Origin of the sequence: Streptomyces sp. C36 (assembly GCF_040932295.1) — a bacterium.
Taxonomy (GTDB): Bacteria; Actinomycetota; Actinomycetes; order Streptomycetales; family Streptomycetaceae; genus Streptomyces; species Streptomyces triculaminicus.
On the sequence record NZ_JBFQGI010000003.1, the window covers coordinates 70,485 to 93,480 of the forward strand.

18 protein-coding genes and 1 pseudogene are annotated in these 22,996 nt (G+C 69.4%); 15 read left to right on the plus strand and 4 right to left on the minus strand.

All coding sequences use genetic code 11. The features are described from left to right. Positions 1-86: 86 nt before the first annotated feature. From AB4K12_RS10245 to AB4K12_RS10255, 3 genes are all read left to right on the plus strand, one after another. Entirely contained in the window at positions 87-776 is a 690-nt protein-coding gene (locus AB4K12_RS10245) for a response regulator (protein WP_086574041.1), read from the plus strand. Between the two features lie 200 nt (positions 777-976). Further along, positions 977-1,375, plus strand: coding sequence for an OB-fold nucleic acid binding domain-containing protein (locus AB4K12_RS10250; RefSeq protein WP_086574043.1), 399 nt, complete (start codon positions 977-979; stop codon positions 1,373-1,375). A gap of 3 nt (positions 1,376-1,378) precedes the next feature. Further along, positions 1,379-2,107, plus strand: coding sequence for a DUF3159 domain-containing protein (locus tag AB4K12_RS10255; protein ID WP_086574045.1), 729 nt, complete (start codon positions 1,379-1,381; stop codon positions 2,105-2,107). Positions 2,108-2,189: 82 nt separating this feature from the next. On the opposite strand, the gene AB4K12_RS10260 is transcribed toward AB4K12_RS10255, so the two are convergent. Further along, positions 2,190-2,867, minus strand: coding sequence for a TrkA family potassium uptake protein (locus AB4K12_RS10260; protein WP_362249406.1), 678 nt, complete (start codon positions 2,865-2,867; stop codon positions 2,190-2,192). Then, positions 2,867-3,532, minus strand: coding sequence for a TrkA family potassium uptake protein (locus tag AB4K12_RS10265; RefSeq protein WP_368433904.1), 666 nt, complete (start codon positions 3,530-3,532; stop codon positions 2,867-2,869). The genes AB4K12_RS10260 and AB4K12_RS10265 overlap by 1 nt, the downstream gene beginning before the upstream one ends. 258 nt (positions 3,533-3,790) lie before the next feature. Here AB4K12_RS10265 and AB4K12_RS10270 point away from each other — a divergent pair, with 258 nt between their 5' ends. The 9 genes and pseudogenes from AB4K12_RS10270 to AB4K12_RS10310 all read left to right on the plus strand — a co-directional run bounded on the left by AB4K12_RS10270 (position 3,791) and on the right by AB4K12_RS10310 (position 14,733). After that, positions 3,791-4,513 (plus strand): GNAT family N-acetyltransferase, encoded by a 723-nt coding sequence (locus AB4K12_RS10270; RefSeq protein WP_368433905.1) that lies wholly within the window; start codon positions 3,791-3,793, stop codon positions 4,511-4,513. A 199-nt stretch (positions 4,514-4,712) separates the two neighbouring features. Further along, positions 4,713-5,711, plus strand: a pseudogene (locus AB4K12_RS10275) (ATP-binding protein); the annotation flags it as partial. Positions 5,712-7,126: 1,415 nt separating this feature from the next. After that, a complete protein-coding gene (locus AB4K12_RS10280; RefSeq protein ID WP_179199088.1) occupies positions 7,127-7,546 on the plus strand; it encodes a roadblock/LC7 domain-containing protein in 420 nt (139 codons plus the stop codon). Between the two features lie 32 nt (positions 7,547-7,578). Next, the gene (locus AB4K12_RS10285; RefSeq protein ID WP_086574267.1) at positions 7,579-7,905 is read left to right on the plus strand and encodes a DUF742 domain-containing protein; all 327 of its coding nucleotides are present in this window, start codon (positions 7,579-7,581) and stop codon (positions 7,903-7,905) included. Further along, positions 7,883-8,515, plus strand: coding sequence for an ATP/GTP-binding protein (locus tag AB4K12_RS10290; RefSeq protein ID WP_086574269.1), 633 nt, complete (start codon positions 7,883-7,885; stop codon positions 8,513-8,515). Before AB4K12_RS10285 ends, AB4K12_RS10290 begins: the two co-directional genes overlap by 23 nt. A gap of 35 nt (positions 8,516-8,550) precedes the next feature. Continuing rightward, a complete protein-coding gene (locus AB4K12_RS10295) occupies positions 8,551-9,981 on the plus strand; it encodes a cytochrome P450 (RefSeq protein WP_368434429.1) in 1,431 nt (476 codons plus the stop codon). Then, positions 9,963-11,084 carry a cytochrome P450 gene (locus tag AB4K12_RS10300; RefSeq protein ID WP_368434430.1) on the plus strand — a complete coding sequence of 374 codons (1,122 nt, stop codon included), beginning with the start codon at positions 9,963-9,965 and terminating at the stop codon, positions 11,082-11,084. Before AB4K12_RS10295 ends, AB4K12_RS10300 begins: the two co-directional genes overlap by 19 nt. A gap of 184 nt (positions 11,085-11,268) precedes the next feature. Next, positions 11,269-13,320 (plus strand): APC family permease, encoded by a 2,052-nt coding sequence (locus AB4K12_RS10305; protein ID WP_368433906.1) that lies wholly within the window; start codon positions 11,269-11,271, stop codon positions 13,318-13,320. 84 nt (positions 13,321-13,404) lie between these two features. Then, on the plus strand, positions 13,405-14,733 hold the full coding sequence (locus tag AB4K12_RS10310; protein WP_368433907.1) for a class I SAM-dependent RNA methyltransferase: 1,329 nt from the start codon (positions 13,405-13,407) through the stop codon (positions 14,731-14,733). A 586-nt stretch (positions 14,734-15,319) separates the two neighbouring features. Here AB4K12_RS10310 and AB4K12_RS10315 read toward each other — a convergent pair. Beyond that, a complete protein-coding gene (locus tag AB4K12_RS10315; protein ID WP_368433908.1) occupies positions 15,320-17,011 on the minus strand; it encodes a DUF6119 family protein in 1,692 nt (563 codons plus the stop codon). A gap of 213 nt (positions 17,012-17,224) precedes the next feature. Further along, positions 17,225-17,797 (minus strand): hypothetical protein, encoded by a 573-nt coding sequence (locus AB4K12_RS10320; protein ID WP_368433909.1) that lies wholly within the window; start codon positions 17,795-17,797, stop codon positions 17,225-17,227. Between the two features lie 159 nt (positions 17,798-17,956). On the opposite strand from AB4K12_RS10320, the gene AB4K12_RS10325 reads away from it, so the two are divergent. Genes AB4K12_RS10325 through AB4K12_RS10335 form a run of 3 tightly spaced genes read left to right on the plus strand, consistent with a single transcriptional unit; the run spans position 17,957 to position 22,994 of the window. After that, the gene (locus AB4K12_RS10325; RefSeq protein WP_368433910.1) at positions 17,957-19,690 is read left to right on the plus strand and encodes an N-6 DNA methylase; all 1,734 of its coding nucleotides are present in this window, start codon (positions 17,957-17,959) and stop codon (positions 19,688-19,690) included. Further along, positions 19,687-21,717, plus strand: coding sequence for an N-6 DNA methylase (locus AB4K12_RS10330; RefSeq protein ID WP_368433911.1), 2,031 nt, complete (start codon positions 19,687-19,689; stop codon positions 21,715-21,717). The genes AB4K12_RS10325 and AB4K12_RS10330 overlap by 4 nt, the downstream gene beginning before the upstream one ends. Before the next feature lie 14 nt (positions 21,718-21,731). Beyond that, complete coding sequence (locus tag AB4K12_RS10335) at positions 21,732-22,994, plus strand: restriction endonuclease subunit S (RefSeq protein WP_368434431.1); 1,263 nt, start codon at positions 21,732-21,734, stop codon at positions 22,992-22,994. Positions 22,995-22,996 lie beyond the last annotated feature (2 nt).

Genomic DNA, 22,996 nt, shown 5'->3' on the forward strand with positions numbered 1-22,996 from the left:
GCCGCGGCCGTACGGACCGCAGAACGAACCGGACCAGGATTCCGGGCCCCAGGCCGGGGCCCGCACGACAGTAGAGGTGGTTCAGCATGAACCGGGTGCTCGTGGTGGATGACGAGCCGCAGATCGTGCGCGCGCTCGTGATCAACCTCAAGGCGCGGAAGTACGAGGTCGACGCCGCGCCCGACGGCGCCACGGCCCTCCAGCTGGCCGCCGCCCGCCACCCCGACGTGGTCATCCTCGACCTCGGCCTGCCGGACATGGACGGCGTTGAGGTGATCAAGGGCCTGCGGGGCTGGACCCGGGTGCCGATCCTGGTCCTCTCCGCGCGCCAGACCTCCGACGAGAAGGTCGAGGCGCTCGACGCGGGCGCCGACGACTACGTGACCAAGCCCTTCGGCATGGACGAGCTGCTGGCCAGACTGAGGGCCGCCGTGCGGCGCGCGGAGCCGACCGGGTCCGCGGCCGCGGGCGCCGACGCGATCGTCGAGACGGAGGTCTTCACCGTCGACCTCGCGGCGAAGAAGGTCAACCGGGGCGGCAAGGACGTACGCCTCACGCCCACGGAGTGGCACCTGCTCGAGGTGCTCGTTCGCAACACGGGTCGTCTCGTCAGCCAGAAGCAGCTGCTGCAGGAGGTCTGGGGCCCGTCGTACGGGACCGAGACGAACTACCTGCGCGTCTACATGGCCCAGCTGCGGCGCAAGCTGGAGCTGGACCCCTCGCACCCGAAGCACTTCATCACGGAGCCGGGGATGGGGTACCGGTTCGAGGGGTGAGAGCGGGCAGCCGGCCGGGGGCCCGGGGGTTGCCCCCGGGAGATGCAGCATTACGGAGCCGGGGATGGGGTACCGGTTCGAGGGGTGAGGGCGGGCAGCCGGCTGGGGCAGCCGGCCGGGGGTCCGGGGGTTGCCCCCGGGCGGTGCGGCGAGCTGTGAGGGCTGATCCCAGCCCTCCCCGGTCCCGCTACGCTGGTGACATGAGTGCCGTACCCCGTCCCGAGAAGCCGACCGGGCGTTTCCGCCGGATGCTGGACCGGCTGTCCACCTCCCAGGAGGAGCTCCATCACGCGGAGCTGCAGCAGGACGCGGCGGCCGTCGGCTGCACGCCGATCTGCGACTGCGACGACCGGGACATCGTCAAGGTCACCGGCACGCTGCGGACCGTGACGCTGCGCCCGCGCGCCGGCGTCCCCGCGCTGGAGGCCGAGCTCTTCGACGGCTCCGCCGCGCTCGACGTCGTCTGGCTCGGGCGCCGTTCCATCGCCGGGATAGAGCCCGGCCGTAAGCTGATCGCCTCCGGCCGGATCTCCATGAGCCGCGGCCGGAGAGTGCTGTTCAACCCCCGATACGAACTCCGACCGCTCGGACAGGAGTAGCCCTTGTCGTCCATCGACAAGCCGACGGATCACCAGGCCGCCCACGGCGCGCGGGACGCGGACTCCCGAGCGGCCACCGAGGCCGCCCTCTTCGAGGCCTTCGGCGGCGTGCGGGGCATGGTGGAGACCACCGTTCCCGGCCTGGTCTTCGTCGCGATCTACACGGTCAAGCGGGACATCCACGTCGCGGCGATCGCCGCGCTGGGACTCTCCCTGCTGCTCGGCCTCGCCCGGCTCGTCCGCAAGGACACCCTCAAGCACGCCTTCAGCGGCGTCTTCGGGGTCGCCTTCGGCGCCGTCTTCGCGATGATGTCCGGCGACGCCAAGAACTTCTACCTGCCGGGCATGCTCTACAGCCTCGGCCTCGCCGTCGCCTACATCGTCTCGGCCGTCGCGGGCTATCCGCTGATGGGCCTGATCCTCGGCCCGGTGTTCAAGGAGAACCTCTCCTGGCGCACCCGCAACCCCGGCCGCAAGAGGGCCTACACCAAGGCCAGCTGGGCGTGGGGCCTGATCCTGCTCGCCAAGTCGGCCGTCCTCTTCCCGCTCTACTGGTGGGGCGACGTCACCCAGCTGGGCTGGGTGAAGGTGGCGCTCGGCATTCCGCCGATGCTGCTCTCCGTCTACCTGACCTGGATCTTCCTGTCGAAGGCGCCGCCGCCGATCGACGTCTTCGCGGAGATGGAGGAGGCGGAGCGCGCCGAGCGCGAGGCCAAGGCCGCCACGCGCTGACCGCGCCGCCGCACATACGAGGAGGGCCCCCGGGAATCGTCCCGGGGGCCCTCCTCGTAGGCGCTCGTACGCGTGGTGGCGGTCAGCCCGCCGTGCCCTCGCGGCGCACCGACAGCAGGTCCTCCAGCTGCTCCTCGCGCGCCGGGGCCGCCACGAACAGCAGCTCGTCGCCGGCCTCCAGCGCGTCCTCCCGGTTGGGGGTGAGCACGCGGGTGCCGCGGATGATGGTGACCAGTGAGGTGTCCTCCGGCCAGTCCACGTCGCCGACGCGGGTGCCGGCCAGGGCCGACTCCGGCGGCAGGGTGAGCTCGACGAGGTTGGCGTCGCCCTGGCTGAAGCGCAGCAGGCGCACCAGGTCGCCGACGCTCACGGCCTCCTCGACCAGCGCCGACATCAGGCGCGGGGTGGAGACGGCCACGTCCACGCCCCAGGACTCGTTGAACAGCCACTCGTTCTTGGGGTTGTTCACCCGGGCCACGACCCGCGGCACGCCGTACTCCGTCTTGGCGAGCAGCGAGACGACGAGGTTGACCTTGTCGTCACCGGTCGCCGCGATCACGACGTTGCAGCGCTGCAGCGCGGCCTCGTCGAGCGAGGTGATCTCGCACGCGTCGGCCAGCAGCCACTCCGCCAGCGGCACCCGCTCCACCGAGATGGCCGAGGGGGCCTTGTCGATGAGCAGCACCTCGTGCCCGTTCTCCAGCAGCTCGCCCGCGATGGAGCGGCCGACGGCACCGGCACCAGCAATAGCAACCCGCATCAGTGCGCCTCCTCGGGACCAGCGGAGAACGCCGCCTCGACCTTCTCGACCTCGTCGGTGCGCATCATCACGTGCACCAGGTCGCCTTCCTGCAGCACCGTCGCCGACGTCGGCAGCATGGCCTCGCCCAGTCGGGTGAGGAACGCCACGCGCACCCCGGTCTCGTCCTGCAGCAGGCTCACCTTCCGGCCCACCCAGCCCTCCGAGACGGGCACCTCGGCGAGCTGGACGCCGCCGCTGGGGTCGCGCCACAGCGGCTCCGCGCCCGACGGCAGCAGTCGCCGCAGCATCTGGTCGGCGGTCCACCGCACGGTGGCGACGGTCGGGATGCCCAGGCGCTGGTAGACCTCGGCACGGCGGGGGTCGTAGATGCGGGCCGCCACGTTCTCCACGCCGAACATCTCGCGCGCCACCCGGGCGGCGATGATGTTGGAGTTGTCGCCGCTGCTGACGGCGGCGAAGGCGCCCGCCTCCTCGATGCCTGCCTCGCGCAGGGTGTCCTGGTCGAAGCCGACGCCGGTCACCCGGCGGCCGCCGAACCCGGAGCCCAGGCGGCGGAAGGCCGTCGGGTCCTGGTCGACCACGGCGACCGTGTGGCCCTGCTGCTCAAGGGTCTGCGCGAGGGCGGAGCCCACTCGCCCGCACCCCATGATCACGATGTGCACAACGCCTACCCCATGCTCCGGACTACCGCGCTGACCTGCACCAACACCCTGCTCACATCTTCCTTCTCAAACTCACGGCCCCACGAGGGATGACTCGCGGGTCCGACGCGAGGCGCCCTCGACGGGCGCTGCCCGCGTCAGGCGCACGGCACCACCGTATCCGCAACCCCCCGGGGACCGGGCCCCGGACCGCCGAGTGGGCGCCCCTGCCCAGGACGGCCCTTCCTTGTTGCGAACGATTCGCAATAAGCTCGCCCGATGATCAAGACTTATGACTCGCCCACCGCGGCGCACGACTCGTCCACCGCGGCGCACGACTCGTCCGCGTTGACGCCCGCCGAGGCGGTACGGGCCTGGGTGGCCGGCTGGTCGGTCTCCCGGGGCGCCCCGGCCCCCGTCGAGGTGCCCGGCGGCTATCGCATCGACGTGGGGCTGCCGGGGCACGTACGCCGCTACGTCCTGCCGGAGGCGGACCCGGCCGTCCTGCGCGACCTGGTGGCCGCCGCCACCGAGCCGGGCACCTGGATCAAGGTCTGCGCCCCGGCCGGGCGCGTCACGCCGGCGCTGACGCCCCGATGGGAGGTGCAGGACCCGGAATTCATGATGACCACCACGCTGCGCCCGGCGGACGTGACCGCCCCCGACGGCTACACGGTCCGCACCGTGACCGCCGGCGGCGTCACCGAGGCCGAGGTGAGGGCCGCGGACGGCTCGCTCGCCGCGAGCGGCCGCACCGGCCGCACCGGGGGAGTGGTCGTCTTCGACCGGATCGCCACCGACGCCGCCCACCGCCGCCGGGGGCTGGGCAGCCTCGTGATGCGCGCCCTCGGCGCGGCCGCGCTGGAGCGGGGCGCGGAGCACGGCGTGCTCGTCGCCACGCGCGAGGGCCTCGCGCTGTACGGCGCGCTGGGCTGGGATCTGCGTGCGACGGTCACGCCCTGTGTTCTCGGCGCCGAGGACGGCGGGTCCAGGGGCGTCTGACGCCTCGCCACATGGCCGGGAATCGATCGCGCATGTCTGTTCGAGTTTCGTAACGAAGATCGGACACACGGTCACGGGCGCGGTTAGGATGATCGATGTATTCCGCTTCCGGACGGGACGTCAGGACACCGACCTGTCCCTCGCCCAGTCGCCACTGGGTGGTCCCCCACCACATGTTGCCGTCGTCCAAGAGGAATTGATGTCACATCACATACCGGAGGTGGTGATCTGGTGTCTGGCCATCGCATCGACCGTCGTATCGGTCCTGCTCGCACGCCAGCGGACGATCACCACCGGAGTGCGCAGACGCGTCGATCAACTGGAGGACAGCCTCCGGGCGCGTGACGAGGAGCTGGCCCACCTGGTCGGCGTCCGGCTGCCGGCCGTCTCCGACGCCGTCAGCCAGGACGTTCCGCTGCCCGGCCCGCTCGACGACCGGCTCGCCGGCACCGCCTTCGCGCAGAACCTCCAGTCGGTGATGGACCTGTTCACCCAGGCCGTGGACAAGGCGCAGAGCCGTGCCGACCAGTCCGCCAAGGCCGCGCTCAAGGCGTCCATGCGCGCGCTGCAGGGCCTGGCCCACGAACAGCAGCTGGCCATCTCCGAGATGCAGGAGCGGCACGACAACCCCGACGTACTGCGGGACCTGCTGGAGATCGACCACGCCAACTCCCAGTTCGGGCGCCGCGCCCAGGCCATCGCCGTGCTCTGCGGCTCCTGGCCCGGCCGGCAGCGCGTGGCCTCCCAGCTCACCGACGTCGTCCGGGGCGCCACCTCGCGCATCCGCGACTACCGCCGCGTCCGCGTGCACAGCCACGCGGACATCGCCGTCGTCAGCCGGGCCGTCGAGCCGGTCGTGCTCGCCGTCGCCGAGCTCCTCGACAACGCCGCCCGCCACTCCCAGCCCAACACCACCGTCGAGGTCAGCATCCAGCCTGTGCACAACGGCGCCTGCATCGTCATCGACGACGCCGGCGTCGGCATGGACGACCAGGAGATCCAGCAGGCCACGGCCATGCTGTCGGGCCGCCGGGTCGTGGACGTCTCGCGGCTCGGCGACCCGCCGCAGTTCGGACACCCCGTCATCGGGGTGCTCGGCGCGCGCTACGGCTTCAGCGTCTCGGTCGACACCCGCTCCCCCTTCGGGGGCGTGCGGGCCGTGCTCTTCCTGCCGGGCGCGCTGCTGACCCAGCTCGACATCGACGGCCCCGGCACCACCCCGCTCGCGGGCCGCGGCGGCCGCGGCCGCGACGCCTCCGACAGACCGCGCCGCCCCTCACGCCCACGCACCGGCCGCCACACGGAGCGCACGCACGCGCCGCATGCGCCGCATGCGCCTGCGGCGCACCGGGCGCCTGGGGCGCACCAGGCTCCGGAGGCGCCGGCAGGGCCGGCCGGTGGACCGCCGGGTGGGCCCACCGCTGGGCCGTCAGCCGGGCGCTCTGCCGGGCCGGCCGGCGCTCCCGCGTCCGCGGGGGCCGGGAAAACCGCCCCGGGCTTCCCGGGTACCCCTGAGACCCCTGGCTTCCCGGGTACTCCCGAAGCCCCTGGCTTCCCGGGCACCCCTGAGACCCCTGGCTTCCCGGGTACTCCCGAGACCGCTGGCTTCCCGGATACCCCCGAGACCCCTGGCTTCCCGGGCAACCCTGAGACCCCGGGCTTCCCGGATACCCCTGAGACCGCTGGCTTCCCGGGCAACCCTGAGACCCCGGGCTTCCCGGATACCCCTGAGACCGCTGGCTTCCCGGATACCCCCGAGACCCCCGGCTTCCCGGGCGTACCGGAGACCCCGGGCTTCCCGGAGGTACCCAAGGCCCCTGGTTTCTCGGGCACCCGAGAGACTCCGCACGCCCACCAGGCCCCTGGCTTCCGGGACGCCTCCGAGACCCCGCGAGCCCACGGGACACCCGGCTTCCCGGGCGCCCCAAAGGCCCCTGGCTTCTCGGACGTACCCGAGGTCCTCGGTTTCTCGGACGCCTCCGAGACCCCGCGAGCCCACGAGGTCCCCGGCCTCCCGGGCGCCCCCGAGGCCTCCGCCTTCCCGGGCGCCCCCGAGATCCCCGCCTTCCCGGGCGCCCCCGAGATCGCCGGCTTCCCGGGCACCCCCGAGGCCCCCGGCCTCGCCGGCACCCCCGAGACGCCCGGCGTCTCCGGCGACCCCGGCGCCGCCTCGCACGTCATCGGCTCCACCGCCGGCGGCCTGCCCAAGCGCCGGCGCCGGCAGCCCGCCGGCGGGCCGCACGGCCGGCGGCCCCCGGCGCCCGCGCCCACCGAGATGCCCAAGGAACGCACGGCGGAGGAGAACGCCCGGCGCATGGGCGCGTTCGCGCGCGGTACCCGTACCGGCCGCACCGGCAGCCACCAGATGCCCCCGCTGCCCCCGCTCGGAGACGTCCCGCAGGGACCGCCCCGGCACGAGCCGCCCACCGGCCCCGGCCCCGGCCCCGGCCCCGGAACCCGGCAGGGACCACCCCGGCCCCCGCTCGGAGGCACTCCTCAGGGGCCGCCCCCGCCCGTGCCGCCCAGCGGCAGCGGCTCCGTCCCCCCGCCCGGCCGGCGCCCCGGCCATGCCCCCGTAGAAGACGAAGGGAACCCGTACGCGTGATGGACCACATGAACAAAGAGCTGGGCTGGATGCTCGACGAGGTCGTCAAGATGCCGGAGGCCCGGCACGCGATCCTGCTCTCCGCCGACGGCATGCTGCGCGCCCACTCGCAGGGCATCCACCGCGACGAGGCGGAGCGTCAGGCGGCCGCCCTGTCGGGGCTGCAGTCCATCAGCCGCTCCACCTCCGACTTCTGCACCCACCCCCAGCACCAGGACACCCCCTGGCGGCAGACGCTGGTGGAGTTCGCGCACGGCTACGTCTTCCTCATCGCGGCCGGGCCCGGCGCCTACCTCGCCGTCTCCGCCGGCGAGAACGTCGACATGGAGGCCGTCACCTACCGCATGCAGAAGACGGTCGACCGGCTCGGCAAGGAACTGACCAGCCCGCCGCGGCAGGACGGCTGGCAGGGTACGGGCCCGGCGTGACCCCGCCGGCGCCAGGACGCGACAGAGGGCTGGTGCGCCCGTACGTCGTCACCGACGGCCGCTCCCACCCCACGCGCAACACCTTCGACCTGGTCACCCTGGTCATGGCGCACGACGACCGGCCGCTGGGCGGTCTCAGCCCGGAAAAGCGCGCCCTCATGGAACTCTGCCTGGGCGGCGCGCTGTCCGTGGCCGAGATCGCCGGCCACCTGATGCTGCCCGTCAGCGTCACCAAGGTGCTGCTCGGCGATCTCGTCGACAGCGGCCACCTCTCCACCCGGGCCCCCATCCCCTCGGCACAGCTGCCCGAGGCCCAGATCCTGCAGGAGGTGCTGGATGGACTCCGCGCTCGCCTCTGACCACGGCGCGTACGGTGCCCACCCCGACGGCGGCGTCTACCTGCGGCGGACCGTACGGACCGCCGCCAAGATCCTCGTCGTCGGGCACTTCGCCGTCGGCAAGACCACCTTCGTCGGGTCGCTCTCGGAGATCCGGCCGCTGCGCACGGAGGAGACGATGACGCAGGCCGGCGCGCTCGTCGACGACCTCGCGGGCATCGAGGGCAAGACCACCACCACGGTCGCCATGGACTTCGGCCGGCTGACCCTCAGCGACAGCCTCGTCCTCTACCTGTTCGGCGCGCCGGGCCAGCAGCGTTTCACCCGGCTGTGGCAGGACATGACGCAGGGGGCGCTCGGTGCGCTCGTCCTGGCCGACACCCGGCGTCTCGAGCAGTCCTTCGAGGTCATGGGACTGCTGGAGGAGCACGGCCTGCCGTACGCGGTGGCCGTCAACCACTTCGACGGCGCCCCCACGCACCCCGAGGAGGAGATCCGCGAGGCCCTCGACCTGCTCCCCGAGACCCCGCTGGTCACCTGCGACGCCCGCGACCGGATCTCCTCCACCCGCGCGCTGATCAGCCTGGTGGAGTACCTGCAGACCCGTACCGCCGTACAGGAGCACGTGTGACCCACCGCCCCGACGCCGGCCCTCCGCCGTCCGCCATGCCGTCGGCGGTCTGCCCCGCGCACCAGGGCCCCGGCACCCCGCTGTACGGGCCGGACTTCGCCGCCGACCCGCAGGCCGTCTACGAGCGACTGCGGGAGTACGGGCCCGCCGCACCCGTCGAGCTGGCACCCCGCGTGCGGGCCACGCTGGTCACCGACTACCGGGCCGCCCTCCACGTACTCCGCACCCCGGAGGCCTTCGTCAAGGACGCCCGCCACTGGCGGGCCTTCACCGAGGGCCGCGTCGAGGCCGACAACCCCGTCGTGCCGATGATGGCCTACCGGCCCAACTGCCTGTTCTCCGACGGCGACGACCACCGCCGCTACCGGCAGGCCGTCGACGACAGCCTCGCCCGCATCGACCCCAACGCCCTGCGCGGCTATGTCGAGCGCAGCGCCGACAGCCTCATCGACCGCTTCACCGCGCTCGGCGAGGCCGACCTGCTCGGCTCGTACGCCAAGATCCTCCCGCTGCTGGTCTTCCAGCAGCTCTTCGGCTGCCCCACCGAGATCGGCGACCGCCTCGTCGAGGGCTTCTCCGGCATCTTCGACGGCGTCGACGCCGAACGCGCCGACGCGCTCATCACCAGCAGCCTCCAGGAGCTCATCGCCCTCAAGCGCGAGCTCCCCGGAGCGGACATGACCTCCTGGCTGATGGCCCATCCGGTCCAGCTCAGCGACGAGGAGATGCTCCACCAGCTCGTCGTCCTCATCGGCGCCGGCACCGAGCCCCAGCAGAACCTCATCGCCAACGCGCTGCGGCTGCTGCTGTCCGACGACCGCTTCGCCGGCGACCTGGCCGGCGGCAGCATGCCCGTCGAGGACGCCCTCGACGAGGTCCTCTGGCTCGACCCGCCGATGGCCAACTACGCCGTCCACTACCCCACCGCCGACCTCGACCTCGGCGGGGTGCCGCTGCGCGCCGGCGAGCCCGTCGTGGTCAGCTTCGCCGCCGCCAACACCGACCCCGCGCTGCGCTCCGACCGCCGCACCGGCAACCGCGCCCACCTCGCCTGGAGCGCGGGCCCGCACCACTGCCCCGCCAAGGACCCGGCCCGGCTCATCGCGGCCGTCGCCGTCGAGAAGCTCCTCGACCGGCTCCCCGACCTGGAGCTGGCGGTGCCCGCCGAGCGCCTGGTGTGGCGGCCGGGCCCCTTCCACCGTGCCCTGACCGCGCTGCCCGTGTGCTTCCCGCCCGTCCCCGTGCCCGTACCGGCGCCCCAGCCCCCGCACCCCGGTGGGGCACACCCTCGGCCGGCCGCGCAGCCGCCGGCCACGACCCCTGGAGACAGACGATGGACCGCCCCACCTGCCCCGTCGCCATCGATCCCGCCGGCGCCGACATCCACGGCGAGGCCGCCCGCATCAGCGCCCACGGCCCGGCGGTCCCCGTGGAGCTCCCTGATGGCGTGGTGGCATGGGCGGTGACCAGCCAGCCGCTGCTCAAGCGGCTGCTCACCGACCCCCGCGTCTCCAAGGACCCGCGCCGGCACTGGCCCGCCTGGATCAACGGTGAGATCTCCCCGGAATGGCCGCTGTACACCTGGGTGTCGGTGACGAACATGTTCACCGCCTACGGAAGCGAGCACAAGCGGCTGCGCACCCTCGTCGCCAAGGCCTTCACCGCCCGCCGCACCGCCGCGCTGCGGCCCCGGATCGAGGAGATGGCCACCGCCCTCCTCGACGGCCTCGCCGCCACCGCGCCCGGTGAGAGCGTCGACCTGCGCGAGCACTACGCCTACTCCATCCCGATCCAGGTGATCTGCGAGCTGTTCGGGGTGGAGGACGAGGCCACCCGGGAGGGGCTGCGCCGCTGCGTCGACTCGATCTTCCACACCTCCGCCGACCCGGAGGAGGTCACCGCCACCTACACCGAGCTCTACGGCCTCCTCGGCGGCATCGTCGCCGCCAAGCGCGCCAAGCCCGGCGACGACATGACCAGCGTCCTGATCTCCGCCCGCGACGACGACGCGGAGACGCCGCTGAGCGAGCAGGAGCTCGTCGACACCCTGCTGCTGATGATCGGCGCCGGCCACGAGACCACCGTCAACCTCCTCGACAACGCCATCCACGCCCTGCTCACCCACCCCGAGCAGCTCGCCCTCGTCCGCGCCGGCAAGGCCGGCTGGAACGATGTGATCGAGGAGACACTGCGCCACCAGGCGCCCGTCGCCAGCCTCCCGCTGCGCTACGCGGTCGAGGACATCGAGCTCGACGGCGGCGTCACCCTGCGCCAGGGCGACGCGATCCTCGCCGCCTACGCCGCGGCCGGCCGCGACCGCGCCGTGTACGGCGATGACGGCGCCCGCTTCGATGTGACTCGTGCCACCAAGGACCACCTCTCCTTCGGGCACGGCGTCCACTTCTGCCTGGGCGCCCCGCTGGCCCGGCTGGAGGCGGAGGTCGCCCTGCCCGCCCTCTTCGAGCGCTTCCCGGACATGGCCCTGGCCGTGGACCCGAAGGAGCTGGTCCAGGTGGACTCCTTCATCTCCAACGGCCACCGCACGCTGCCGGTCCGGCTGCGGCCCTGACCCGTACTCCGGCTACGACCGCGGCCCCGACCTGCCGCTTCGCGCGGCCCCTCGGCGGCCCCATACCCCGTCCCGGCACCGGCCGGGGCGGGGAACCGCTCGTCTTAACGCCCCTTTAACGGAATCCGGCGCCGTCGGGTAGCCGGGTGGGCGCCATCGATATCGAACCCTTACGATCCTCTGCGTGTCCAAATTGACCGACCTGCCGAAACGGATCCTCATCGGCCGGGCGTTGCACAGCAACAAGCTGGGGGAGACCCTTCTCTCCAAGCGCATCGCCCTACCCGTCTTCGCGTCCGACCCCCTCTCCTCCGTCGCGTACGCGCCGGGCGAGGTGCTGCTCGTCCTGTCCGTGGCAGGCGTGTCCGCCTACAACTTCAGCCCGTGGATCGCCCTCGCGGTCGTCGTGCTGATGTTCACGGTGGTCGCCTCCTACCGACAGAACGTCCACGCCTACCCCTCCGGCGGCGGTGACTACGAGGTCGCCAACGTCAATCTGGGCCCGAAGGCCGGCCTCACCGTCGCCAGCGCCCTGCTCGTCGACTACGTCCTGACCGTCGCCGTCTCGATCTCCTCCGGCATCGAGAACCTCGGCTCCGCCGTCCCCTTCGTCATCGAGCACAAGACGTTCTCGGCCGTCGCCGTGATCGTCCTGCTGACGCTGATGAACCTGCGCGGCGTCAAGGAGTCGGGCAAGCTCTTCGCGATCCCGACGTACGTCTTCGTCGGCGGCGTCTTCGTGATGATCGGCTGGGGCGCCGTCCGCGGCCTGCTCATGGGCGAGACCATGAAGGCCCCCACCGCCGACTTCACCATCCACGCCGAGCACCAGGGCCTGGCCGGCTTCGCGCTGGTCTTCCTGCTGCTGCGGGCCTTCTCCTCCGGCTGTGCCGCCCTGACGGGCGTCGAGGCGATCAGCAACGGCGTCCCCGCCTTCCGCAAGCCGAAGTCGAAGAACGCCGCCACCACCCTGGCCCTGATGGGCGGCCTGGCCGTCACCATGTTCTGCGGCATCATCGCGCTGGCCATGGCCACCGACGTGCGGATGGCCGAGCACCCCGCCACCGACCTGCTCAAGAACGGCACGCCGGTCGGCGAGGGCTACACCCAGAACCCGGTCATCTCGCAGGTGGCCGAGGCGGTCTTCGGCAACGGCTCGTTCCTCTTCATCGTGCTCGCCGCCGCCACCGCCCTCGTGCTGTTCCTGGCGGCCAACACCGCCTACAACGGCTTCCCGCTGCTCGGCTCGATCCTGGCCCAGGACCGCTACCTGCCGCGTCAGCTGCACACCCGCGGCGACCGGCTGGCGTTCTCCAACGGCATCGTCCTGCTCGCCGCGGCCGCCGCGATACTCGTCTACATCTACGGCGCGGACTCCACGAAGCTGATCCAGCTCTACATCGTCGGCGTCTTCGTCTCCTTCACCCTCAGCCAGACCGGCATGGTGCGGCACTGGAACCGCCTGCTGGCCGGTGAGACCGACCCGGCCAAGCGCCGCCACATGGTCCGCTCCCGGGCGATCAACGCCTTCGGCGCCTTCTTCACCGGCCTGGTGCTCGTGGTCGTGCTGATCACGAAGTTCACGCACGGCGCCTGGGTGGCCCTGCTCGGCATGGTGATCTTCTACGCCACCATGACCGCCATCCGGAAGCACTACGACCGGGTCGCCGAGGAGATCGCCGCCGGCGACGAGCCCGGCGACGAGACCGTCCGCCCCTCCCGGGTGCACGCCATCGTCCTGGTCTCCAAGATCCACAAGCCCACGCTGCGGGCCCTCGCCTACTCCAAGCTGATGCGCTCCGACACCCTCGAGGCCCTGACCATCAGCGTCGACGCGGACGAGACCAAGGCCCTGCGCGAGGAGTGGCAGCGGCGCGGCATCGACGTACCGCTGAAGGTCCTCGACTCGCCCTACCGCGAGATCACCCGCCCGGTCATCGACTACGTCAAGCGCCTCCGCAAGGAGAGCCCGCGCGACGTGATCAGCGTCTACATCCCCGAGTACGTCGTCGGCCACTGGTACGAGCACCTGCTGCACAACCAGAGCGCGCTGCGGCTCAAGGGCCGCCTGCTCTTCACGCCCGGCGTGATGGTCACCTCCGTGCCCTGGCAGCTGGACTCCTCCGAGGCCGCCAAGCTGCGCGCCCGCAAGCGCGCCGAGTGGAACGCCCCCGGTTCGGTGCGGCGCGGCCCGGTGACGGAGCCGAAGAAGGAGAAGGCGGCGACGAAGAAGTAGCGGATGCGCGCGCGGGGTGAGGCGGGACGTAGACTGGACGGCTGTCCCGCCTCACCCCGTTTGACGTATCTGGAGCCGACCCGCATGCACAAGGAATCGCAGGACTCGCTGGTCGGTCACGAGTACGAGGTCGAGGTCGGCCCGGTCGCCCACGGCGGTCACTGCGTCGCCCGCACCGAGTCCGGCCGGGTCCTCTTCGTCCGCCACGCCCTCCCCGGCGAGCGGGTGACCGCCCGGATCACCGAGGGCGAGTCGACCTCCCGCTTCCTGCGAGCGGACGCCGTGGAGATCCTCTCGGCCTCCAAGGACCGCGTCGAGGCCCCCTGCCCCTTCTCCGGCCCCGGCAAGTGCGGCGGCTGCGACTGGCAGCACGCCAAGCCCGGCGCCCAGCGCCGCTTCAAGGGCGAGGTCATCGCCGAACAGCTCCAGCGCCTCGCCGGCCTCACCCCCGAGGACGCGGGCTGGGACGGCACCGTGATGCCGGCCGAGGGCGACAAGCTCCCCGCGGGCGAGGTCCCCGCCTGGCGCACCCGCGTGCAGTACGCCGTGGACGCCGAGGGCCACGCGGGCCTGCGCAAGCACCGCTCGCACGACGTCCAGGTGATCGACCACTGCATGATCGCCGCGCCGGGCGTGACCGAGCTGGGCATCGAGAAGCGCGAGTGGCCGCAGATCGCGACGGTCGAGGCCATCGCGGCCTCGGGCTCCGCCGACCGCCAGGTGATCCTCACCCCCAAGCCGGGCGGCCGCCTCCCGATCGTCGAACTGGACAAGCCGGTCTCGGTGATGCGCGTCGGCGAGAAGGACCAGCGCATCCACCGCGTCCATGGCCGCCCCTTCGTCCGCGAGCGCGCCGACGAGCGCACCTACCGCGTCGGCGAGGGCGGCTTCTGGCAGGTTCACCCCCAGGCGGCCGACACCCTGGTCAAGGCCGTCATGCAGGGCCTCATGCCCCGCAAGGGCGACATGGCCCTCGATCTCTACTGCGGCGTGGGCCTCTTCGCCGGCGCCCTCGGAGAGCGCATCGGCGAGAAGGGCGCGGTGCTCGGCATCGAGTCCGGCAAGCGCGCGGTGGAGGACGCCCGCCACAACCTCCAGGACCTCGACCGCGTGCGCATCGAGCACGGCAAGGTCGAGGACGTCCTCCCGCGCACCCGCATCGACAGCGCCGACATCATCGTCCTCGACCCCCCGCGCGCCGGCGCCGGCAAGAAGACGGTCCGCCACCTCGCCTCCCTCGGCGCCCGCCGCATCGCCTACGTAGCCTGCGACCCGGCAGCCCTCGCCCGCGACCTCGCCTACTTCGCGGAGGAGGGCTACAAGCCGGTGAAGCTGCGGGCGTTCGACCTCTTCCCGATGACGCACCACGTGGAGTGCGTGGCGATCCTGAAGCCGGTGGGCAAGGACGCCTGACCTGTGCCTTCTTGGTTTCGGTGGGGAACCCCACCTGTTTTCGGACCGACAACGATGCTCGCAGCCACGGCCCTCTGACCTGCGGTTTTGGATGGTCAAGGAGGGGGCGCGGCCGTAGTCCCGCTGGATCGCTCAGTGCCTTGACGCTCATCCAGCACCATCATTGACGGGCCATCAATGGAAATTAGTCGCTGCTCTGGTCGCCCTGAATGGAGTTCTGGGACGGCCTCATTAGGGAAGTCAAGATCGCGGCCGCCCGCCCCGGAACGAGACAAGTACTCTCCCGTAAAAACTCGGATGTGAAGGGCTCCGCATCTCGCGAATACAGACCAGCACCGGATATTTGGGGTGTGGCCCCGATTTAGCAAGAATCGGGTGCAGATGTTTGCGTGATGGTGTGCGGGTAGGAGAGTGCTCAGCGCGGACTGTAGCGGCATCGGATGCCGTCGCCCGGTCGGCCTGCCAGCGCACCGGCCAACGGTAGGACTGCGTGCGCAGCGCTCAGAACTGCTGCTGACCTCCGCTGGGGAGGCTCCAGGCCGCCCTCGTTGTCCGCAGTCGCTGTAGCACTCTGAGCAGTGCGGGTTCAGCGTCGGATTGCGACGACCTCGACTTCTGCGTTCATGGCGCGCAAGCGACGTGCTGACTGGAGGAGGGAGACCTGGGCGAAGGCGAACAGGGAGTCGACGGTGATCTCCTTTCCGTCCTTGAGGAGGATGGCGAGCACGACCTTCAGCGTGCCGAAGTCGCTCAGGAGGCGGTGGTCGGGAGTACGGTCCGCAACCTGCCTCAGGAAGGCGCTGCGGACCGCTTCGTCGCTGCGCAGCGTTTCGACGGCGGTGACTGCCTGGGCGAAGAGGTGGTTCAGCGGCGCGGTGCCGTTGCTGCTGGTGGCCTTCTTGACGCAGATCAGTTGGTTGTCCGGGCCGAGGACATCGCAGACTTCCAGTCCGCCACCGTTGAACTTGTCCGTGACGATGTTCTTCTTGTCGAAGAGGAGGTAGTCCTCCCGGTCTGCGGCCTGCTTGTTGTACCAGTCCTCATCGTGAGAGTCCCGCCCCTTGGCGTTCGGCACTCCCTTCGGCCAGGCGGGCAGTTGGACACTGGACGACTTGCCCAGTAGCTCCCGGAGCTCTTCCTCCAACGTTTCGAGGAATCCGGCTCCCACCTCGTACCACTTTCCGTGGCCGTAGAAGTACCGCGCCGTTCCCACGGGGACGTCCGCGATGAGCCACTCCTTACCGGTGGTCGCGGCGCTGGCCGGCGTCTTCAGGTCGTCGTCGCTGAACATGACGACCCGGACCTGGCCGAGCGCCTTGAGGCGCTCGCCCTCGGTCTTGTCCGAGACGAACTCGAGGAGGACAGGAAGGTCCAGGTCGGTGACGTCCACGCTGCGGCTGCCCGAGCTGATCCGGAATGCCTGGGCGGAGCCGAAGCCCTCCTGGCAGCTCTCCGGAACTCCCAGCGTGAGTCGCGGGTGACTCGGGTCGGAGAGCATACGCTCAACGACTGCCTGGGCGTCTACCGCCTTGCGACTGCGGTTGTCCAGCGTGCGGAGCCGATCGACGAAGCCCAGTTCGGGCAGCGGATCCGGGCGCGAGCAGACCTCCTCTATCGCGCGCAGGTCGTTGAGGAATTCGTCTGGAGTCGTGGCCAGCGGCAGCTTGATGGTCGACTCGGAACACTCGACCCGAACATGCTTGGAGGTACCGGAGGGCAGTGAAGTCAACGGGATGCCACTGACCGTTCCGCAGATGCGGCGGACGACTGCGCCGAACCGGTCGAGGCCGAAGCCGTCGATACGCTCCCCGCGGGCGACGGAGTACTCGTCGACACGCCCACGTCCGTCCATGATCTGGTTGCGCACCTTGATGATGCCGTCGTCGTCGAGGCAGCGGGTGGCGAACTCCAGGCCGAACTCATCATCACGGTAGTACGGGTCCAGCATGTGCTGGCCGACCCCGTAACTTAGGGCGTACAGGCCGCGCTCGGTGCGCATGAGCACCAGGCCCGCAGCAGAGTGATTCCGTTCGTTGACCTCCAGACCGGTGATCCGCTCGACGGCCGGGCACCAGTCGGCGCGGTCCCGGGGGATTCCCCCGTTCACCAGCAGGCCGGTGACTCCCTCCCGAGCGAACTTGCGGACTTGGTAACCGGGTCTGTCGAGATAGTGGGGGCGCACCAGGGCGCGGAGTTCGACCCCGCCGCCGTCGGGAACAATGAGCCGGTGCAGCGTGGACCTGCGGGTACCGGTGTTGCTCTTCTTCTTGACATCCACGTAGTGCTCCTTCGAGTCGCGGTGCCGGTAAGAATGCCGTCACGAGTTGCAATCTGTGATGATCTTCGGGTGGGCCCCTTGCGCGTTGGACCGGGACGGCCTCGGGCTGGTGGAACTTCGGCCGCCGCCTCGCTCATCCGGTAGGTCTCGGAGCAGAGGGGAGCAGCGCCTGATATCACACCGCCCCAATCTCCCAACCATGATGATGTGCAGCTATCGGTCGAGGGATACCCAGATATCGAAAGCCCTCTGGGCTTCTGTGGTCAACTCGGCGAGCTTGGGGAACTCGTCGTCGATCATCTCCCAGTCGCAAATCGAGCAGCCGTCGACGAGTGCCATCCAAGCGATGACAAAGTGGTCGAGGCAGTAGCGGATGTGCTCTTGGTAGGCGAGCACATGTCGGCCCTGGCGTTGGTAGCGCTCGGCTTCGGTCTTGGCCTGATCTTCGGGCATTTGCCGCACGAACGGTGACGGAATGGGCTGGGGTCCGCGGTCCGGATTGAGGATCTCGGTACCACGGTGGTGCAGTTCTGCGGTCCGGAAGATCAAGCTCTCAAAGTCGCTTTTGCTGGCGGTTGAGGCTTCCCGCATAAATGCTTTCATGATCCAGCCCCAATCGGCCGCGCGCCGCGGTCCCGACCCGTGCCACGGTGTCATGCGCGCGTGGAGAGCACGGATCTCGTCGCCAGTTCTGCGCAGCCGAAAGACCAGATGCTCCCAGTTGCGATAGAGGGTGTCGACGCTCTCGCGGTCTTCTTCTTCGTCGTGCTCGTGATCAGCAGCCATGATTGATTCCCCTCACTTGCCCCCCCCGCGAAGCGCGTTGGGGTATGTGGCGCGGGCGTCTGCATCGCCGACGCCTGGCGTCGAAGTCAACATTATTTCGTTGGCGGCGTCAACACGATGTAACTTTGAATCGCGGTGTTGCTGGTGTACGGTCGCCTCATGACCGCAGAAGACGAGGTGCCCGGTGCCGCGGTGACCGCTGCGGAGATCGCGCGATTGGCGGGCGTGACGCGCGCCGCGGTGTCTAATTGGCGCAGGCGCCGTTCGGACTTCCCCGCGCCCGTCGGCGGCACCTCGGCGAGTCCCCTGTTCTCGCTCGCCGAGGTACGGCAGTGGCTGGAAGGGCAGCGCGAAGGGCGAGAGGTCAGTGGTGAGGTTCGACTCTGGCAGGCGCTGCGTGGCGCCTACGGCGAGGAAATGGTCAGGGCGCTGGCTGCTGTCGGGGGCCATCTCCGGGGCGATGCGGAACAGCTGACCGACCAGACCGCCCGCGAGGCGGTGGACGGGCTGGCCGTCGACCGGATGCCCACCGAGGTGATGGACGCTTTGGTCGCCCGGCTGCTGGCGTCCACCGCGCGTGCCGCGTTGGACGGAACCTCGACATTGCGGCTGGCTAGCGCTGTCCGAGAATTCGCTGGTGAGACCTCTGGCACCGTCTTCGACCCGGCGTGCGGCATCGGCTCGCTTCTCGTTGCGGTGGGCGGTAGAGCGGTCCAGAGCAGGCTGGGGCAGGACGCACACGCGGACGCGACGCGCGTGGCCTGGGTGCGCGCGGCCTTGGCCGCCACCGGGGTGGCGGCACAGATTCAGGTCGTGGCGGGCGACTCGTTGCGGGCTGACGCGTTCCCCGATCTCCGCGCGGACCTGGTCGTGTGCGAGCCGCCGACCGCCGTGGCCGACTGGGGTCGCGAGCGGTTGCTCGTCGATCCGCGCTGGGAGGCGGGTGTGCCCTCGCGAGGAGAGAGTGAACTCGCCTGGCTTCAGCATTGCTACCACCACACGGCACCCGGCGGGCGAGCCGTGGTGGTCCTGCCGGCATCGGTCGCCCATCGCCGCTCCGGTCGCAGAATCCGGGCGGAGTTGGTGCGTCGCGGCTGCGTCGCCGCGGTGGTGGCTCTACCGCCGGGCCTCGCCGCTAGTCATGCACTTCCGCTACACCTGTGGCTGCTGAGCCGTCCCTCCAACCCTAGGCGGGCGACGGGGACCGTGCGCATGGTGGATCTCAGCACCAATAGCCCGGACGGACCGTGGGACCCTCAGCCGCACCAGGAAACGGAGGTGCAACTGATCGATCTGCTGGACAACGAAGTGGACCTCACGCCCAGCCGCTATGTACGCGAGCCGGAACCCGACTATGCGGTGGAGTACGCCAAGCTGCGCGAGGATCTCGACACGCGCCTGAGTCGCCTGCGGGCGCTGCTCCCCGAGCTGCCACCGCGTGGCCAGGCCGACGGCCTGGCCGATGGAGTCCCGGTCGCGGTGAGCGACCTGCTGGCCGCCGGCCTGGTCAGCTTGGATGGTGACGAGCTCGTCTCCGTCAGCGATCAGTTGGACCCCGACTATGTGCGTGGATTCGCCAGTAGCGCGGCGAACGCCCGTCGTAGCACATCCTCCTCGGGTACGTTCCGAGCGGACCTGCAGGCGGCGCGCCTACCCCGCATGGACGTTGAGAGACAGCACCGCTACGGCGACGCCTTTCGCTCGTTGGGTGCGTTCGAGCGCGAACTTGCCGAACTCGCCAGCATGGGCGACCGGGCTGCGCGGCTCGCCCGCGACGGCCTCACCGGAGGCGCACTCGATCCGCCGCCGACCGGTGACGGCGGCAAAGTTGAACACCAGAGCACGATGACCGACGGAGACGCCGCAGTGGGGCGAGAGGATAGGACGCTTTGAGTAAGAACCAGGAACTGGCCGACTTCATCTGGTCGGTGGCCGATCTGCTGCGCGGTGACTACAAGCGCTCGGAGTACGGAAAGGTCATCCTGCCGCTGACGGTGCTGCGCAGGCTGGACTGCGTCATGGCTCCGACCCGCCAGGCGGTGTGGGACAGGGCGGCCTCCTACACAGGGGAGAACAAGGACGGACTGCTGCTGGCAGCCTCCAAGCTCAAGTTCTACAACCTCTCCGAGCAGACCTTCGACACCATCAGCAGCGATGCGGCCAACGTGGCGAAGAACCTTAAGGACTACATCCGGGGATTCTCCTCGGAGGCCACCGAGATCATCAACCGCTACGAGTTCCACCTCCAGATCGACCGACTGGACAACGCCGACCTGCTCTACCAGGTGGTGCGGAAGTTCGCCGGCCTGGACCTGAGCTTCGAGGCCGTGGACAACCACGACATGGGCTACGTCTTCGAGGAGCTGATCCGCAAGTTCGCCGATGCCTCCAACGAGACCGCCGGTGAGCACTTCACGCCGCGCGAGGTCATCGAGCTCATGGTCGAGCTGCTGCTCGCCCCGGACGACGACCGGCTGAATGGAGAGGGCCAGGTCGTCAAGATCCTCGACCCCGCCTGTGGCACGGGCGGCATGCTCTCGGCAGCTGAAGAGCACATCCGCAAGCTGAACCCGCGCGTGCGCGTCAACCTGTTCGGACAGGAGCTGAACGCCGAGTCGTACGCGATTTGCCGCTCCGACATGCTTCTGAAGGGCCACACGGCCAAGAACATCCGCTTCGGCAACTCCTTCAGCCAGGACGGCCACGACGGCGAGACCTTCAACTACATGCTCGCCAACCCGCCCTTTGGTGTGGAGTGGAAGAAGGTCGAGAAGGTCGTACGCCAGGAGCACGAGGACCGCGGATTCGACGGCCGCTTCGGAGCGGGCCTGCCTCGGATCAATGACGGTTCGCTGCTGTTCCTGCAGCACATGATGAGCAAGATGCAGCCGCTTAAGAAGGACGAGGCGGGCGATGAGGTCGGCGGTACCCGCCTTGCCATCGTCTTCAACGGTTCCCCGTTGTTCACCGGTGGCGCTGGGTCTGGCGAGTCAGAGATCCGCCGGTGGATCATCGAGCACGACTACCTGGAGGCGATCATCGCCCTCCCGGACCAGCTCTTCTACAACACGGGCATCTCCACGTACTTCTGGATCGTCACCAACCGCAAGCCAGCCGATCGCAAGGGCCGTGTGATCCTGCTCGACGCTCGCGACCAGTGGACCAAGATGCGCAAGTCTCTCGGTGAGAAGCGCAAGAGGATGACTCGGGCCCAGATCGGGCACATCTGCGCGACCTACCGCGATGCGCTTAGCATCGCCGGCGACGAAGCCCATCCGGATCACGGGCGGGTGAAGGTCTTCGCCAACCGAGACTTTGGCTACCAGCGCATCACCGTGGACCGTCCGCTCAAGCTCCGCTTCGAGCTGACCGATGACAGCCTCGCTCAGCTGGGCGCTTCGGCCGCCGTGAGGAAGACGGTCGGGGGCGAGACGGCGGTCGAGCTGTTGCTGGCCGCTCTCAAGCCGCTACTCGGGTCGCTGTGGTCGACCAAGACTGAGGCGTGGGACGCACTGAGGGCGGCGATGGTGGCCGGCGGCGTGCTGTGGCCCTCCGCCGTACCGTTCCAGAAGGCCCTGCGTGACGCTGTGGGAGTGACCGACCCGGAGGGCGAGGTTCAGCTCGTCAAGGGCAAGCCTGAGCCTGACTCTGCCCTGCGCGACAACGAGAACGTCCCGCTGAATGAGGACATCGACGAGTACTTCGCTCGTGAGGTACTTCCCCACGTCCCGGATGCCTGGATCGCCGAGACTCGCAATCCGAAGACCAAGGAGATGGAGCGTTTTAAGCTGGGGTACGAAATTCCCTTCACTCGCCACTTCTACGTCTACACGCCGCCGAAGCCGCTGGCCGAGATCGACGCAGAGTTGAAGTCTCTGGAAGCCGAGATCCAGGCGCTGCTGGGGGAGGTTGCGAAGTGACCTCTATGCTCGGCATGCCGATTCCCAGCGACTGGTCTTCTTCACCCCTAAAGCACGTCACCACAGTCTTGAATAGAGGATCAGCTCCCGACTATGTAGACGACGGACCCGTGAGGGCTGTAAGTCAGGCAGCCAACCAGCCGAGTGGGCTTGATTGGTCCCGCACAAGGTTCCATGAGTTTTCGGGCGATCCGCAAAAATTGAAAGGGTACTTGCATGCAGGGGACGTGATTATAAACTCCACTGGCACGGGCACGCTGGGCCGCGTGGGTCAGTTCATGGGATCGCCTGATGGAATTCCCTGCATGGCTGATGGGCATGTCACAATTGCGCGAGCGGATATTCGTGTACTAAATCCACGATTCGCCTACTATTGGCTCTCCTCTAAGCCATTCCAGGAGTACGTCTACGCGGCCCTCGTTGTGGGGGCAACAAACCAGATTGAGCTCAACCGTGAACGCCTTGGAGAGGCTCCAGTCCCACTTCCCCCATTGGACGAGCAGCGTCGCATCGCAGACTTCCTCGATGCCGAGACCGTGCGCATCGAATTGCTTCTTGCCAAGCGTAGACGTATGAACGGCTTGTTGGCTCTGAGGCGGGAGCGCATCACCGAGCAGGTACTCGGCCTGGGAGAAGGCCATGGCGCGCGACTTGTTCCACTCAAGTATCTCGTGCGCGAGGTATCTGTAGGAATTGTAGTCACGCCAGCTAAATGGTATGTCGACGATGGCGGCGTGCCTGCGTTGCGAGGGCTCAACGTCCAGCCTGGTCGAATTCTCGCGGAAGATCTCGTTCGCATTAGTGATAGCGGGAACCTGGAGAATCGTAAATCAAGGCTCAGCGCGGGTGATGTTGTGGTGGTACGCACAGGTCAAGCCGGAGTCGCTGCTGTGGTCCCCCATGAACTTGATGGGGCAAACTGCATCGATCTGATCATTATCCGCTCCGGAGATGCGCTCGATCCGCATTACCTGACGTACGTACTTAATTCCGACTATGCTATGCGGGAGGTCGGGCTCAACTCGGTGGGGAGTATCCAGGCACACTTCAACGTCGGTGCCATGAAGCAGCTCCCGATCCCGAATGTTTCGCGCGACGAGCAGGTCAAGAAAGTTGCGTTGCTTGATCGGAGAATTGGGGAGATGAACGCCCTTTCCAGGCGTTTGGCGGTGCAGGACCGGCTGCTCAAGGAGCGCCGCCAAGCGCTCATCACCGCTGCCGTCACCGGTCAGCTCGACGTCACCACCGCCCGCCCCGTGCACGACCGCGATCTCTGAGG

Bases quoted from the DNA above. Each gene is read 5' to 3' on its own strand.
- AB4K12_RS10245 (WP_086574041.1), top strand. From the start codon at position 87: ATGAACCGGGTGCTCGTGGTGGATGACGAGCCGCAGATCGTGCGCGCG.
- AB4K12_RS10250 (WP_086574043.1), top strand. From the start codon at position 977: ATGAGTGCCGTACCCCGTCCCGAGAAGCCGACCGGGCGTTTCCGCCGG.
- AB4K12_RS10260 (WP_362249406.1), bottom strand. From the start codon at position 2,867: ATGCGGGTTGCTATTGCTGGTGCCGGTGCCGTCGGCCGCTCCATCGCG.
- AB4K12_RS10270 (WP_368433905.1), top strand. From the start codon at position 3,791: ATGATCAAGACTTATGACTCGCCCACCGCGGCGCACGACTCGTCCACC.
- AB4K12_RS10280 (WP_179199088.1), top strand. From the start codon at position 7,127: ATGAACAAAGAGCTGGGCTGGATGCTCGACGAGGTCGTCAAGATGCCG.
- AB4K12_RS10290 (WP_086574269.1), top strand. From the start codon at position 7,883: ATGGACTCCGCGCTCGCCTCTGACCACGGCGCGTACGGTGCCCACCCC.
- AB4K12_RS10295 (WP_368434429.1), top strand. From the start codon at position 8,551: ATGCCGTCGGCGGTCTGCCCCGCGCACCAGGGCCCCGGCACCCCGCTG.
- AB4K12_RS10310 (WP_368433907.1), top strand. From the start codon at position 13,405: ATGCACAAGGAATCGCAGGACTCGCTGGTCGGTCACGAGTACGAGGTC.
- AB4K12_RS10320 (WP_368433909.1), bottom strand. From the start codon at position 17,797: ATGGCTGCTGATCACGAGCACGACGAAGAAGAAGACCGCGAGAGCGTC.
- AB4K12_RS10325 (WP_368433910.1), top strand. From the start codon at position 17,957: ATGACCGCAGAAGACGAGGTGCCCGGTGCCGCGGTGACCGCTGCGGAG.
- AB4K12_RS10335 (WP_368434431.1), top strand. From the start codon at position 21,732: ATGCCGATTCCCAGCGACTGGTCTTCTTCACCCCTAAAGCACGTCACC.